Below are 14,514 nucleotides of genomic sequence, written 5' to 3'. Positions count from 1 at the left end.
GGGAATCGGGTCAGTGGCTGACGGGGGTCGGCGGCGGGCCGCACCATTCGGCCAGGGCCGTGCGGATCCGATCGGCGGATGACTCGGATCCCGCACCGGCCGCCCAGGCGATGTACCCGTCGGGGCGGACGAGCACGAGCGTGCTGGTCGCGCCGCCCGCCGTGACGACCCGCACCCGGCCGTCCCACCCCGCGGCCGCCTGGGCAGGGACCCGTGAGCCCTCAGGCGCGACCAGCAGCCAGCGTCTGCAACGCAACGCCTGGTACACGCTCTTCGGGCCGGGACCGGCCAGCGGGATGTCCGGCGCTCGGCGGCCCACGAGCGGATGGGCGCCGGCCGCCGCGGGATAGGCGAGGCCGATCCCCGAGATCGTCTCCGCCATGCGCCGGGCCAGCGACGGGAAACGCATCCCGACCCGGAGAAGCGCCCGCCAGGCCGCGCGCAACGTCCGGGGACGCGCCATCGCGCTGCGCAGGAGCCTGCCGCTGGTGCGCAGGGCGAGCTCGCCGGCCTGGTGCCGTTCGCTGCCGTAGGTGTCGAGCAACCAGGCCGGCGCCCCGTCCCGCATCACGGCGGCGAGCTTCCACGCGAGGTTGGCCGCGTCCTGCAAGCCCGTGTTCATCCCGAGACCACCCGCCGGGGAGTGCACGTGCGCGGCGTCGCCCGCGAGGAAGACCCGCCCCACGCGATAGGTGGGCACCTGCCGCTCGTCGCACTGGAACTGCGACATCCAGCGGGGGTCGTGCATGCCGAAGTCGGTCCCGAGCACCCTCCGGGTGATCTCGCGGATCTCGCCGAGTTCCACCGGGGCCGAGTCGGGCCGCCGCCTTCGCCGGCTCCACACGATCACGCGGTACCAGCCGTCGCCGAAGGGCAGCACGAAGGCGAACCCGTCCCTGACCGCGTCCGCCGTCAGCACGTTCGGCGGTGGGTCGGTCATCCGCACGTCGCACAGCAGGAGCGAGCGCGCCACGGAGAGGCCGGGGAAGGGCAGGCCGAGCGAGCGCCGAACCGCGCTGCGCACCCCGTCGGCGCCCACCACGTAGCGGGCCCGCCAGGTGGACTCCTGGCCGTCGTGGGTCCGCATGTCGAGGTCCACCCCGTCGGCGTCCTGGCGCAGTCCCGTCACCTCCGCGCCCGGCACGAACTCGACGCCCATCTTCCTGGCCCGCTCCGTGAGCAGCCGTTCGGTCATGAACTGCGGCATGGCCAGCATGTACGGGAAGCGGGTGTCCAGACAGGACAGGTCGAGCACCCCACGCCCGAACACCTTCAGCGTGTCGATGGGGAGGCCGGCCGCCACGAAGTCGTCCGCCAGACCGCGCGCGTCGAGTTCCTCGAGCGTGCGCGCGTGAACGCCGGCCGCGCGGCTCAGGTTCGACTCGCCGTGACGGCGTTCGAGGACCACACAGGACAGACCTGCCGTGGCGAGATCGCCCGCGACGAGCAACCCCGTGGGGCCCGCCCCCACGACCACCACGTCCGTTACGGCAGCCATGTCGTCCCTTTCCGCTGGATCTCGCTGAGAGACCCACCACAAGGGGACGAAATACCCTAAACCCGACAAATGACACTTATTTGTCGGGTTGGACCCAAGGTCGAAGCCGTGCGACCTCTTCAGCGGGCGGCGGCGGAGACGTCGGCGAACAGGCTCTCCCACATCGGCATGACCTTCTGCGGCGAGTACTCCAGGGCCGTCGCGGCGGCGGCCGCGCCCATCCGGACACGGAGATCGCGGTCGGCGATGAGCCGGTTCACGCCGGAGGCCAGCGCCTCGACGTCACCGCCCGGCACGAGCAGACCGTCGAGTTCCTGGGTGAGAACGTCGCCGGGACCGGTCGGGCAGTCGAAGGCGACGATCGGCAGCGCGTGGGCCATCGACTCGATCATCACCATCGGCAGACCCTCGAAGCGGGAGCTGAGCACGTAGATCGACGCCTTGGCCAGTTCCTGGTCGAGCCGGTCACTGCGGCCCATGAGTGTGACGTTGCCGGCCAACCCGTGTTCGTCGATCAGCGCGTTGAGGTCGGCCTTCTTCGGGCCGGTGCCGAAGATGCGCAGGCTCCACTCCGGATTGCGCGCCACGACCTGCTTGAACGCCGGGATGAGCATGTCGAAGCCCTTCTGCCCGACGAGCCTGCCGGCGGCGACCACGAGCGGGTTCTCCTGCCGGGAGGGCGTCCGGCCGAGCGTGGCGACGGCGTTCGGCAGCCACTCGACGCGGGTGCCGGGCAGCAGATCGCGGTAGTCGTCGCGGTCGCTCGCCGTCAGCGTCACGACCGCGTCGAACCGGGAGTAGTGGCGGGCGATGTCGCTGCGCACGGTCTCCGGGTAGGTGCCCAGGTTCATGTGCTCCTGGGCGATGCGGACCACGCTCCCGGGGGTGCGGCGGGCCGAGATGAGGTTCAGGGCCGGCCGGGTGGTCACCAGGATCCCGTCCTTCAGCGACGAGACGTAGTCGATGACCGCCCGCTCCACCCGCTCGGTGAAGTACTCGGCCTTGAACTCCCCGACCGGAACGAGCCTGCCGCGCATCATGCGCCAGGCCCGGCGGCCCACGGAGTCGGGACGCACCCCGCCCCTCTGGTCGGCCAGGGCCGTGAGGCGCACGCGGGGATCGATCTCGAACTGCGGCTCGTCGCGCCGCCGGACCGTGCTGATCACCTCTACGTCGTGCCCGGCGGCGGCCATGGCGTTGGCCTGGTTGAGGACCGTGCGGATGGTGCCCCCCATGCCGTAGGCGTGGAGGAGCATGTAGCGGATCTTCATCGCACCGTCCCGCGACGGCTCATGTCCGCTCCGCCGTACGGGGAAGGTAGTCCCAGCGCGCGCTCATCGGCTTCAGCGCGTCGGGGATCTCATCCTCGGAGGGCAGGTCACGGCCGGCCTGGACGCGACCGGAGCGGATCTTGTCCTTCCAGTCGCCGAGGCCCTTCTCCGCGACGCCCAGATCGCCGTAAGTCAGCATCCCGGATTCCCAGGGAACATCGAGGAATTCGCAGATCCGGCGGGTCTCCTTCTCCGGCTCCGCGGTCAGGTCCTCATATCTCACGGTCAGGCCGGAAAGCGCCTTACGCGCCCGCTCGACCGCCTTCATATAACGCAAGGCGTCCAATGCCGCCTCCTCCGGAGTGCGCTTCTCCGGGTCGGCCTCGTGCCATGAGGTCGCGATGGACGCCGGGTGACGCAGCAGGAAGATGAACCGCGCGTCGGGCCAGCAGGCCGTGATCCGCTGGTAGGCGAAGGCGTTCGCCGGAGTCTTGTCCACCATGAAGCGCTTGCCGCTCTTGACGAGTTCCCGGTGGAGCACCCGGTCCCACAGCAGATGTTCCAGGTCGGCCCTGTTGTGGCCGAGGGCGCTCATCGCCGACTCGGCCAGCGGGGTCCCGAAGTTCACGAAGAGCCGCCGCACGTGGAGCTCGTGGGGGGCGTGCAACATCGAGTGGGCGTTGAGCATCGCCCTCAGCAAAGTGGAACCCGAGCGGACAGGAGACAGGATGAAGATCGGCGCAGCCAGTAGTCGATCGATCCGTGGATCCTCCGGCGGCCGCACCAACTCCTCCGGCGCGGCCTCCGCCGGCCCTGCTTTCCCTACTCGATTGAACTGGAATCCTGCGTACTTGATGAAGGCGTTATTGACCTTCCGCTGCCAGGTCATAGCGGGAGAGACTACTCGATTTTTCTAATAATTCACTGAGAGTTCCTTGTGAATGTACACGTGCACAAAGTCTGAATAACTCTATAAACCTACTTCTTATCCATTGAATTAGCCGATCACGGCCGGTCGGTGATCAGGGAGCCGGCGGGACACCCGATCGCGGCGGCGTCCCGCGCCGGGGATACCGAACCCGGCGGACTGAACGCCCGCCGGGTTCGGCCGGTCAGCCGGCGCCGCCTGCGGCGACGTGCCGCTCGAGCCGTACGACGACGCTCTTGGACGTGGGGGTGTTGGAGGTGTCCGCGGTCGAGTCGAGCGGCACGAGCACATTGGTCTCGGGGAAGTAGGCCGCGCAGCACCCGCGCGCGGTGGAGTAGGCGATCACACGGAACGCCTCGGCGGTGCGCTCCCCGTCGGGCCACTCGCTGACCAGGTCGACGAGTTCGCCGTCCGCGATGCCGCGCTCGGCGAGGTCGCCGGGGTTGACGAAGACGACCCGGCGGCCGTTGTGCACGCCGCGGTAGCGGTCGTCCATGCCGTAGATCGTGGTGTTGTACTGGTCGTGGCTGCGCACCGTCTGGAGCAGGAGGCGCCCCGGCGCGAGACGGAGGACGTCGAGGGCGTTGGCGGTGAAGTTCGCCTTTCCCGTGTCGGTCGGGAAGCGCCGTTCGTCGCGGGGGGCGTTGGGGAGGGTGAAGCCCCCGGGCTCGCGCACCCTGGCGTTGAAGTCGTCGAATCCGGGCACCACGCGCTCGATGCGGTCGCGGATGGCGTCGTGGTCGGCCTCGAAACGCTCCCAGGGGATGCCGGCGACGCCGTCCTGATCGAAGAGCCTCATGGCCAGCCGGCTGACGATGGCCACTTCGGAGAGCAGATCCGGTGAGGCGGGGGCCAGCCGCCCACGGGAGGCGTGGACCATGCCCATCGAGTCCTCGACCGTCACGAACCGGTCGCCGTCCTTCTCCGTGCGGCCCAGCGTGGGGAGGATGAGCGCCTGCTCACCGGCCACGGCGTGGGACCGGTTCAGCTTGGTCGACACCTGCACGGTGAGCCTGGCCTGCCGCATCGCCGCCTCGGTCACCGCCGTGTCCGGCGTCGCGGAGACGAAGTTGCCGCCCATCGCGATGAACACCTTGGCCTGCCCGTCGCGCAGGGCCCGGATCGACTCCACCGCGTCGGCCCCGTGGCGGCGGGGCGGCTCGAAGCCGAACTCGTCACGCAGCGCGTCGAGGAAGGCCGCCGAGGGCTTCTCGTAGATGCCCATCGTGCGGTCGCCCTGGACGTTGGAGTGCCCTCGCACGGGACACACCCCGGCCCCCGGCCGCCCGACGTTGCCGCGCAGCAGCAGGAAGTTGACGACCTCCCGGATGGTGGCGACGGAGTTCTTGTGCTGGGTCAGGCCCATGGCCCAGCACACGATCACCGACTTCGCCCCGAGCACGTCCTGGACCGTTTCCTCGACGGCGGCCCGCGGCAGGCCCGTCGCCTCCTCCACGTCCTCCCATTCGAGCTCGCGGACGTTCTTCTCGAAATCGTGGAACCCGTGGGTGTGGGTCTCGACGAACTCGTGGTCGATCACCGACCCCGGGTCGGCGTCCTCGGCCTCGAGCATCAGCTTCGACAGGGCCTGGAACAGCGCCATGTCGCCGTTGAGCCGGATCTGGAGGAACCGGTCGGCCAGTTTCGTGCCGCGCCCGGCGACCCCACTCGCCTTCTGCGGGTTCTTGAACCGCATCAGCCCGGCCTCGGGCAGCGGGTTGACCGCGACGATGCGGGCGCCGTTCCCCTTGGCCTTCTCCAGCGCCGACAACATGCGCGGGTGGTTGGTGCCGGGGTTCTGCCCCACCACGAAGATGAGGTCGGCCTTGTAGAGGTCGTCCAGCGACACCGTTCCCTTGCCGATGCCCAGCGTCTGGGTGAGGGCCGAGCCGCTGGACTCGTGGCACATGTTGGAACAGTCGGGCAGGTTGTTGGTGCCGAAACGGCGGACCATGAGCTGGTAGAGGAACGCCGCCTCGTTCGACGTCCGCCCGGAGGTGTAGAAGAGCGCCTCATCGGGGCTCTCGAGAGCCCTGAGCTCCCGCGCGATGATCGAGAAGGCCTCGTCCCACGCCACCGGCTCGTAGTGGTCGGACCCGGACGGCTTGTACATCGGCTCGGTGAGCCTGCCCTGCTGGCCCAGCCAGTAGTCGCTGCGCCCGGCCAATTCCGTCACGGAGTGCTCGGCGAAGAAATCGCGCGTCACCCGGCGAAGGGTCGCCTCCTCCGCCACCGCCTTCGCGCCGTTCTCGCAGAACTCAGCGGGGCTGCGGTGTCGTCCTTCCGGCCACGCGCATCCCGGGCAGTCGAAGCCGTGCTTCTGATTCACCTGTACCAATGTCAGAAGTGTGCGCTTGACACCCATCTGGGCGTAGGACATCGCCAGCGAGTGGGCCACCGCGGGTACTCCCGCCGCCCACTCCTTCGGAGGACCTACCTCCAGCCCCTCATCCCCGACGTCGTGCCGTGGAGCTTTTTTTGCCACCCGATACCCTCACTTTCGGCTATCCGCCACGTCCAAAATACGCCGTCTTGACATGCGGGCGTGAACGAGGGTCACGGAAGGCGGGGCGAGGTCGGCCGATGGGCCCGGTTGTGCGAGCCGCACAAAGGTGGCGGGTTTGACTTTGCATTGTTAGCGTAGACAAGAACATTCGACTGCGACATACTGCCTGTTTATGCCCGAAGATGGTCAAAAGCTGATATCTCACACTTCAGGTGGGTTTCTCAGCCGTTCGCGCACGATCGCACCGCCCACGTGGAGCCGGTGGCTCGTCCCCCCCGCAGCCCTTTCCGTGCACCTGTCCATCGGTCAGGCCTACTCGTGGAGCGTCTTCAAGCCGCCGCTCGAGAAGGCGCTCGACCTGTCCGGTACGCAAAGCGCGCTGCCCTTCCAACTCGGCATCGTCATGCTCGGCCTGTCCGCCGCCTTCGGCGGGCCGCTGGTCGAGCGCAACGGCCCCCGTTGGGCGATGTTCGTCTCGATGGTCTGCTTCGCGTCCGGCTTCCTGATCTCCGCGCTCGGCGTGGCGACCAGTCAGTACTGGCTGGTCGTCCTCGGGTACGGCTTCGTGGGCGGCATCGGACTCGGCATCGGCTACATCTCGCCGGTGTCCACGCTGATGAAGTGGTTCCCCGACCGGCCGGGAATGGCCACGGGCATCGCCATCATGGGCTTCGGCGGAGGCGCGCTCATCGCCTCGCCGTGGTCCACGCAGATGCTCGGCTCCTTCGGCACCGGTACGGGCGGCATCGCGGAGACCTTCCTCGTGCACGGCCTGGTGTACGCGGTCTTCATGTCCCTGGGCGTGCTCCTGGTGCGGGTCCCTGCGGACGGCTGGCTGCCCAAGGGCTTCAACCCGGCGAAGTCCGCCGCGAAGGCTCTGGTCACCACCGCGAACGTCTCGGCGCGCAACGCGATCCGCACGCCGCAGTTCTGGTTCCTGTGGGTCGTCCTGTGCTTCAACGTGACCGCGGGCATCGGCATCCTGGAGAAGGCGGCGCCCATGATCCAGGACTTCTTCGCGAACACGGCGACCCCGATCTCCGTGAGCGCCGCCGCGGGCTTCGTGGCACTGCTCTCGCTCGCCAACATGACCGGCCGGATCGTGTGGTCCTCGACCTCGGACCTCATCGGGCGCAAGAACATGTACCGCGTCTATCTCGGCGTGGGCGCCGTGCTGTACCTGATCATCTCGCTGTGGGGCGACTCGCACACCGTCGTGTTCATCCTGTGCGCGCTCGGCGTCCTGTCGTTCTACGGAGGCGGCTTCGCCACCGTGCCGGCGTACCTCAAGGACCTGTTCGGCACCTTCCAGGTCGGGGCCATCCACGGCCGCCTGCTGACCGCCTGGTCGGTGGCCGGGGTCCTCGGCCCGCTGATCGTCAACGCCATCGCCGACTCGCAGAAGGCGGCGGGCAAGACGGGGCCCGATCTCTACACGACCTCGCTGTACATCATGATCGGCCTGCTGGTGATCGGCTTCCTGTCCAACGAGATGATCCGTCCCGTCAAGGACAAGTACCACGAACCGCCGCTCGTGACGGTCGACGAACCGGGCACGCTGGCCACTCCGCAGGGAGGCTCCTGATGACCGAACAGACCGAGACGGCCTCTCGCACCCCGTTGATGATCCTGGCCTGGCTGTGGGTGGGCCTGCCCTTCGCCTATGGCGTCTACGAGCTGTTGCTCAAGCTCAGCCAGCTCTTCTCCGGTTGATCTGAGCGGCGCACACCCGGCCCGGCCGGGTACGAACACGTCAGTCGCCCCTTCGCCGGGGACCGGCCCTCCTGGTGGGCCGGTTCCCCGGCGAAGGTCATATGCGATCGGCGGAGGAGGCGCGCGATGACCGGAATGGACCTCACAGGCCGGGTGGCCCTGCTCACCGGAGCCTCGGGCGGCATCGGCGGCGCGCTGGGCCGGTGTCTGATCGCCGCCGGCGTGCGGACGGCCTTCGCGTACGGCACCCGCGCGCGCGAGGCCGAACTCCTCGTGATCGAAGCCGGGAAGTCGGGGCTGGACGCGATCGCCCTCTCCGGTGATCTCGCCGACCCGGAGGTGCCCGCGCGCCTCGTCTCCGAGACGGTCGACGCCCTCGGCCCCATCGACCTGCTGATCCCGAACGCCGGCTACGCCGTACGGCAGGCGTACACCGACGTGGACCTGGCGACCTGGGACCGCACCATCGACGTCAACCTGCGCGCGCCGTTCATGCTGGCCCAGCAGGTGGTGCCCGGGATGGTGGAGCGGGGGTTCGGCCGGGTGCTGTTCATCTCGTCGATCGCCGCCTTCACCGGCGGCGTCGTGGGCCCGCACTACGCCGCGTCCAAGGCCGGCCTGCATGGAGCCCTGCATTTCCTCGCGTCCCGGGTCGCGAGCCGCGGAGTGACGGTGAACGCCCTCGCGCCCGCGTTGATCGAGGACACCGCGATGATGCCGGCGCTGGGCGAGGGCCCCCACGCGATCCCCGTCGGCCGGTTCGGCCGGCCCGAGGAGGTCGCCGACCTCGCCATGGCCATGCTCCGCAACGGTTACCTCACCAACCAGGTCGTGAGCGTGGACGGCGGCAGCCACCCCCGCTGAAGCCGTTACGCTCCCCCGGTGAGCCTGATCGCCCTGCGAAACGCGCTGACCGAATCGACCGTCCCGCCTCTGCGCCCGCTGCCGGAGGACGTCGCCCGGCTGCTGCTGGACATGGAGGCGCCGCCGCGGCTCGCCGCGCATCTGCGCGCCGTCCACGACACCGCGTGCCTGCTCGTGGACGCGATCGCCGGCGCGTATCCCCTGCTCCCGTTCGACACGACACAGGTCCTGTTCGGCGCCGCGACCCACGACGTCGGCAAGGTGATCCACGTGGGTGAGCTGTCCGGTCCCGGCTCCGCGCACGAGCAGGCGGGCTACGAACTCCTCCTCGCCCGGGGAGTCGACGAGCGTGCGGCGCGATTCGCCCGCAACCATGCGACGTGGACGCCCCCTGACATCAGTACGGAAGACCTTCTGGTCAGCCTCGCGGACAAGATCTGGAAGGCGAAACGCGTCCAGGATCTCGAAGACCGTCTCGTCGGACGGCTCTGCCAGGCGTCCGGCGAGGACCCCTGGCAGGCGTTCATGACCCTCGACGACATCCTCAGCGATCTCGCCGGGGACGCGGACGCCCGGCTCGCCTTCCAGGCCCGTCATCCGATCTCCGTCGCCGCGGGAACCTGAAGATCCTCATCGGCGCCTGGCCGATTCAGGCCGGTTCCCGCACTCGTGAACTCGATCGGCACGTTCGGGGGAGTAGAGGTGACGACACCCCCGCCTCGCGACCGCAGAGGCTTGATGAGCGGAGCCCCGCCCCATGGTGGATGCGTTACGCGCGGACATGTCGCACCGTGCCGACGACGCCGAGCTGATTCGACGGTCCCGGGACGAGCCGGACGAGTTCGCGACGCTGTTCGGCCGGCACGGGCCTGAGCTCCACCGGTATGTCACCCGCCGGTTGGGCGGCTCCCTGGCCGACGACATCGTCGCCGACACCTTCCTCGTCGCCTTCAGACGGCGCGGGCGGTACGACCTCACGCGCCCCGACGCCCGCCCCTGGCTGTACGGCATCGCCGCCAATCTCATCGGCAAACACCACCGGGCAGAGGTCCGCTTCTGCCGCGCCCTCGCCAGGACCGGCGTGGACGAGGTGGCCGAGACGTACGCGGACCGGGTGGCGGAAAGAGTGACCGCGTCGGCCGCGCACCGCAGGCTGGCGAGCGCGCTCGCGACGTTGTCCGCCGGCGACCGGGAGGTCCTGCTGCTGATCGCCTGGGCCGATCTGAGTTACGACGAGGTCGCCCACGCCATGGGCATCCCCGTCGGCACCGTGCGCTCACGACTGCACCGGGCGAGGAAGAAGACCCGTGCCGCGCTCGGCGGCGTCGACCCGACCGCCATCGAAGGGGTGCGTGATCATGGATGACCTGGCGATGCTGAGAGAACTGCGCGCCGACACACCCTGGCCGGAGGCCGACCGGATCGCCACCATGCAGGCGGCGCTGCTGATCCGGACGCGGCACAAGGCCGGTCGGCCATTTCTGCGCCGGCTCGGCCGTCCGATGCTCCTGGCGGGGGCCGTCGGGCTCATGACCATCATCACAGCGGCGCTCGTCCTGGCCGGGCGGAGCGGGGGCGCTCCCCCGCAGGCGGCGCCCAGTCGGCACACCGCGGCGCCTGCGACGCCTTCCACGGCGCCGCGGTATGCCGACCCGGCCGAGGTGCTCGAGCAGGCCGCCCTCGTCGCGGCGACGCGACCGGACGAAGCCCCTCCTCGCCCGGACCAGTGGCAGTACCGCAAGTACCTGTCCCAGCAGCCGCTGGGGGATCCGGGCGAGGTGGACGTCATGGAGGAGTGGATCCGTTACGACGGGAAGCAGACCGCCTTCTCCGACGCCACGGGGGAACTGCGTGTCCGCGACACCGGGCCCGACCCCGGCGACGACGACCTGTCTCCCGAGGGGTACGACCGGAAGCTGCGTGCGCTGCCCACAGACCCGGACGCGCTGCTCGCGCGCATAAGCGGCGACCGGCACTGGATCGATCGGCCCTCCGAGGACTCTTCGCACGAGGACTCCGCTCAGCGCGCCTTCCGGGTGATCTCGGTCTACCTCGGACAGCAGGCCGTCATGCCTCCGAAACTGGAGGCGGCGATGTATCGCGCCCTGGCCAAGATCCCCGGCGTCGAGATCGAGGTCGGCGTCCGCGACGGCGCCGGCCGCGAGGGCCTGGGGGTCTTCAGGAAGGATCCGCGGAACGACTTGACGCGCGACTATCTCATCCTCAAGCCGGGCGACTTCCGCCTTCTCGGCAGCCGGTCGATCTACCTCCGCGACATGGCCGCTCGCGACTCCTTTCCCGGGATCCCCAAGGGAGCCGTCTACGCCACGGCCGAACTGGCCTCCGGCATCGTGGACGAAGCAGGGCAGCGTCCGTGACGTGGTCCTTTGAGGTCGGTTCCATCCGGTAAGGACCTCGTAAGGGTTCGCGGTCCCTGTGGCGGGCCGGGTGGGCCGTACTGTGTGGTGGCGCGGCATGCCACCGGCAGATCGCAGATCGGAGCGGGAACATGTGGGTTCGCGGTGTCGTCGGGGTGTTGTTCTGCCTCATCGGAGGCGTCTGGATCGCCCAGGGCACGGGAGCGCTCGGCGGTTCCATGATGTCCGGCAAGGGTCAGTACGCCGTGCTGGGCGCGATCGTGATGCTGATCGGCCTGGCACTTCTGTTGTGGGCGTGGCGGATCCGGGGCCGCCGCGGCCGCGGCTGACCGGCTCGTCCGTTCCCGCCCGGCTCGGATAGGTTTCGGGCCGTGACAGTGACGATCGTGTACGAGACACACTCGATGACGACGGACAACGAGGCGGGGATCGCGACCGGGTGGCTGCCCGGCGAGTTGTCGCCGCGTGGTCGCGCGCTGGCCGCCGACCTCGGCGTCCGCCGCCGTGACGACGGGATCGCCGCGGTGTTCACCTCCGACCTGCGCCGTGCCGTACAGACCGCGGAGATCGCCTTCACCGGCTCGGAAGTCCCGATCTTCCAGGACGCCCGGCTCCGCGAGTGCGACTACGGCGACTGGAACGGCATGCCGGTGGCGCGGCTCGCGGCGGAGCGGTCCCGGCACATCGAGGCGCCCTGGCCGGGCGGGCAGAGCTACCGCCAGGTGGTCGACCAGACCCGTGACTTCCTCCGGGATCTCATCGCCGCGTGGGACGGCTCCCGGGTCCTGGTGATCGCGCACTCGGCCAACCGGTGGGCGCTGGAACTCCTGGCCGGCGGAGTGGCGCTGGAGCATTCCGTGGACGCGCCTTTCGACTGGCGGGAGGGCTGGTACTACACCGTCTCGGCCGCCGACGTCGCCCGCCCGGAGGGCCGGATCACGACGCCCAGACTCGCGTTGTCACCGCTCACCGTCGCAGACGTCGACGAGATGGCCGAGGTGCTCGCCGATCCGGCACTGTACGTCTTCATCGGCGGCGAACCGCCCAGCCGGGACGCGCTGCGGGCCCGATACGCCCGGCTCGCCCTGGGCCGCTCCCCCGACGGCGCCCAGGAATGGTTGAACTGGATCGTCCGCGACGGTGACGGCCATGCCGTCGGCACCGTCCAGGCGACGGTTGTGGACGGCGGGCGCCGCGCCGAGATCGCCTGGGTGATCGGGACGGCGTGGCAGGGCCGGGGCTACGCCTCGGAGGCGGCCGGAGCGCTCGCCGGGTGGCTCGGCGCCCGGGGCGCCCGCTGTGTCGAGGCCCACGTGCACCCCGACCATCACGCGTCGATCAAGGTGGCGGTCAGGACCGGCCTGCGGCCGACGGACCGGTTCGACGACGGGGAGCGCCTGTACGTCATGGAAGATCACCCCGCCCATTCCTGACGAGGGGCCGGCTCCCGCGTAGTCTTCCGGGACATACCGGAATCGCGGATTGAGCGAGGCTGAATCTCATGGCATCTGAACGGCGATCGGTCATGGTCACCGGCGCCTCCACCGGCATCGGCCGCGCCTGCGTCGCCGACCTGGTGCGCGCCGGCTTCCACGTCTGGGCGGCGGTGCGCCGGACCGAGGATGAGGAGTCGCTGCTTCGCGAGCATCCGGACAGGGTGAGCGTGGTCCGGATGGATCTCACCGACGAGGCCTCCGTACGGGCGGCGGGGAAGGTCGTGTGCGCGGCCGGGCCGCTGCACGGGCTGGTGAACAACGCGGGCGTGGCGCTGGCCGGGCCGTTGGAGTATCTGCCCATCGAGGTGTTCCGGCGCCAGATCGAGATCAACCTGACCGGCCAGTTGATCGTCACTCAGTCGGTGTCGCCCGCGCTCCGGCGGGCGGCGGAATCGGGTGACGATCCCCGGATCGTGATGGTGGGATCGATCGCCGGGCGGATCGCCGGGCCGATGCTCGGCCCCTACCACGCCGCGAAGTTCGGCCTGGCGGGGCTCAGTGACAGCCTGCGCGCGGAACTCGTCCCGTTCGGGATCGCGGTGATCCTCGTCGAGCCCGGCACGATCGCGACACCCATCTGGGAGAGGGGCAGGGCCGCCGCCGACGAGTTGATCGAGCAACTGCCCGCCGAGGCCGACCGCTACGCCGAGCAGATCAGCAAGACGAGGGCGAGCGCCGTCAAGAGCGGTGAGACCGGGATCTCTCCCCATCACGTCTCCCGGGTCATCGTCAAGGCACTGACCGCCGCCAAACCGCGGCCGCGTCAGCTCGTGGGCCGCGATGCCAAGATCGCCGCTCTCCTGGCCCGTTTCCTGCCTTACCCGCTGCTCTACCGCGTGACGGCCGCGAAGAAGGCCGTGAAAAGGGCCGGCTGAGAGTTCGGCAAGGGGAGGATCACCGCGGCTCGGCGCAACGCCGCAGTTCCACCGCGCCCGGCTCGGCGAGATGAGGGCCATCGGAGTGGCCGCCCTGAGGGTGCTCCCCCTGCTCCGGCGGCCTCGCCGGCGGCCCCCCATGGCCTCCGCCGCCTGGCCGCATGCGGTCGCGGAGCACGATCAGCGCGTTCTCGGACGGACTCCCGGGCTCGGCCTGGAAGACGATCAGTTTCTGACCCGGCGAGCCGTCGATGCTGAGGACCTCCATCGTCGTGATCACATCCCCGACGTCGTCGCGATGGAAGCGGACGGGCGCGCGCGTTCTGCCCCGCACGTCGTGCCGGGCCCACATCCGCTGGAAGTCCTCGCTCCCCGCCGTGAGCTCCTCGATCAACTCGATCAGGTCGGGGTCGTCGGAGCTCGGGCCGGCCGTGGCGCGCAGATGGGCCACCTTGGAGGTGGTGTCCAGCTCCCAGTCGAGGTAGAACCCGCGAGCGGCCGGGTTGAGCAGGGCGAGCCTGAGCAGGTTGTCGCTGTGCTCGAACCCCTCATAGAGGGCCTCCGCCACGGCATTTCTGACCAGCACGTCCAGACGGCTGTTCACCACGTATGCGGGCGCGATGTCCCAGCCGTCGATCAGCCGGATCAGGCCGGGCTCGACCCGATCGACGCGCCCCTCAGGCGTCAGCTTGTGCGGTCGTCCACGCGCGAGGTCGTGCAGATGTCCGGTGGCCTCCTCGTCGAGTTGGAAGACCCGCGCGAGGGCGTCGACGACTTGATCAGAGGGGTGGCGTTCTCTGCCCTGCTCGAGACGGCTGTAGTAGTCGATGCTGATGCCCGCGAGCATGGCCACTTCGTCGCGGCGCAGTCCGGGCGTCCTGCGGCGGGGCCCGGTCGCCGTCAGTCCCACCTGCTCGATCGTTGTGACCTGGCGCCGAGCGCGCAGGAACTCGCCAAGAGGGCCTTCGCCTTCCATTCCTCCACG

Annotated in this window: 14 protein-coding genes; 9 read left to right on the top strand and 5 right to left on the bottom strand. The window is 69.6% G+C overall.

What is annotated here, in order from left to right; all coding sequences use genetic code 11:
* Positions 1 to 10 precede the first annotated feature (10 nt).
* The 4 genes from Pmi06nite_RS12585 to Pmi06nite_RS12570 all read right to left on the bottom strand — a co-directional run bounded on the left by Pmi06nite_RS12585 (position 11) and on the right by Pmi06nite_RS12570 (position 6,182).
* Positions 11 to 1,498, bottom strand: a complete 1,488-nt coding sequence (locus tag Pmi06nite_RS12585; protein ID WP_203953105.1) for an FAD-dependent monooxygenase — start codon at positions 1,496 to 1,498, stop codon at positions 11 to 13.
* A 119-nt stretch (positions 1,499 to 1,617) separates the two neighbouring features.
* The gene (locus Pmi06nite_RS12580; RefSeq protein ID WP_203953104.1) at positions 1,618 to 2,769 is read right to left on the bottom strand and encodes a glycosyltransferase family 4 protein; all 1,152 of its coding nucleotides are present in this window, start codon (positions 2,767 to 2,769) and stop codon (positions 1,618 to 1,620) included.
* A 19-nt stretch (positions 2,770 to 2,788) separates the two neighbouring features.
* Positions 2,789 to 3,658 (bottom strand): sulfotransferase family protein, encoded by an 870-nt coding sequence (locus Pmi06nite_RS12575; protein WP_203953103.1) that lies wholly within the window; start codon positions 3,656 to 3,658, stop codon positions 2,789 to 2,791.
* Positions 3,659 to 3,881: 223 nt separating this feature from the next.
* Entirely contained in the window at positions 3,882 to 6,182 is a 2,301-nt protein-coding gene (locus Pmi06nite_RS12570) for an FdhF/YdeP family oxidoreductase (RefSeq protein WP_203953102.1), read from the bottom strand.
* Positions 6,183 to 6,492: 310 nt separating this feature from the next.
* Here Pmi06nite_RS12570 and Pmi06nite_RS12565 point away from each other — a divergent pair, with 310 nt between their 5' ends.
* The 9 genes from Pmi06nite_RS12565 (at position 6,493) to Pmi06nite_RS12530 (ending at position 13,529) form a co-directional block, all read left to right on the top strand.
* Positions 6,493 to 7,788 (top strand): OFA family MFS transporter, encoded by a 1,296-nt coding sequence (locus Pmi06nite_RS12565; RefSeq protein ID WP_444544147.1) that lies wholly within the window; start codon positions 6,493 to 6,495, stop codon positions 7,786 to 7,788.
* Positions 7,788 to 7,916, top strand: coding sequence for an MFS transporter small subunit (locus tag Pmi06nite_RS42575; protein WP_275409565.1), 129 nt, complete (start codon positions 7,788 to 7,790; stop codon positions 7,914 to 7,916). The genes Pmi06nite_RS12565 and Pmi06nite_RS42575 overlap by 1 nt, the downstream gene beginning before the upstream one ends.
* A 126-nt stretch (positions 7,917 to 8,042) precedes the next feature.
* The gene (locus Pmi06nite_RS12560; RefSeq protein ID WP_203953100.1) at positions 8,043 to 8,780 is read left to right on the top strand and encodes an SDR family NAD(P)-dependent oxidoreductase; all 738 of its coding nucleotides are present in this window, start codon (positions 8,043 to 8,045) and stop codon (positions 8,778 to 8,780) included.
* Positions 8,781 to 8,798: 18 nt separating this feature from the next.
* Positions 8,799 to 9,404, top strand: coding sequence for an HD domain-containing protein (locus Pmi06nite_RS12555; RefSeq protein WP_239113853.1), 606 nt, complete (start codon positions 8,799 to 8,801; stop codon positions 9,402 to 9,404).
* Between the two features lie 133 nt (positions 9,405 to 9,537).
* The gene (locus tag Pmi06nite_RS12550; protein WP_203953099.1) at positions 9,538 to 10,146 is read left to right on the top strand and encodes an RNA polymerase sigma factor; all 609 of its coding nucleotides are present in this window, start codon (positions 9,538 to 9,540) and stop codon (positions 10,144 to 10,146) included.
* On the top strand, positions 10,139 to 11,158 hold the full coding sequence (locus tag Pmi06nite_RS12545; RefSeq protein WP_203953098.1) for a CU044_5270 family protein: 1,020 nt from the start codon (positions 10,139 to 10,141) through the stop codon (positions 11,156 to 11,158). Before Pmi06nite_RS12550 ends, Pmi06nite_RS12545 begins: the two co-directional genes overlap by 8 nt.
* 131 nt (positions 11,159 to 11,289) lie before the next feature.
* A complete protein-coding gene (locus tag Pmi06nite_RS12540; protein ID WP_203953097.1) occupies positions 11,290 to 11,487 on the top strand; it encodes a hypothetical protein in 198 nt (65 codons plus the stop codon).
* Positions 11,488 to 11,529: 42 nt separating this feature from the next.
* Positions 11,530 to 12,591 carry a GNAT family N-acetyltransferase gene (locus Pmi06nite_RS12535; RefSeq protein ID WP_203953096.1) on the top strand — a complete coding sequence of 354 codons (1,062 nt, stop codon included), beginning with the start codon at positions 11,530 to 11,532 and terminating at the stop codon, positions 12,589 to 12,591.
* Positions 12,592 to 12,659: 68 nt separating this feature from the next.
* Positions 12,660 to 13,529 (top strand): SDR family NAD(P)-dependent oxidoreductase, encoded by an 870-nt coding sequence (locus Pmi06nite_RS12530; RefSeq protein ID WP_203953095.1) that lies wholly within the window; start codon positions 12,660 to 12,662, stop codon positions 13,527 to 13,529.
* A 19-nt stretch (positions 13,530 to 13,548) separates the two neighbouring features.
* On the opposite strand, the gene Pmi06nite_RS12525 is transcribed toward Pmi06nite_RS12530, so the two are convergent.
* A complete protein-coding gene (locus tag Pmi06nite_RS12525; protein ID WP_203953094.1) occupies positions 13,549 to 14,505 on the bottom strand; it encodes a helix-turn-helix transcriptional regulator in 957 nt (318 codons plus the stop codon).
* Between the last annotated feature and the right edge of the window lie 9 nt (positions 14,506 to 14,514).

It is taken from the genome of Planotetraspora mira (assembly GCF_016863275.1).
GTDB lineage: Bacteria > Actinomycetota > Actinomycetes > Streptosporangiales > Streptosporangiaceae > Planotetraspora > Planotetraspora mira.
The sequence above is the reverse complement of the archived record's forward strand: the minus strand, read 5'-3'. Positions and strand labels throughout refer to the sequence as shown.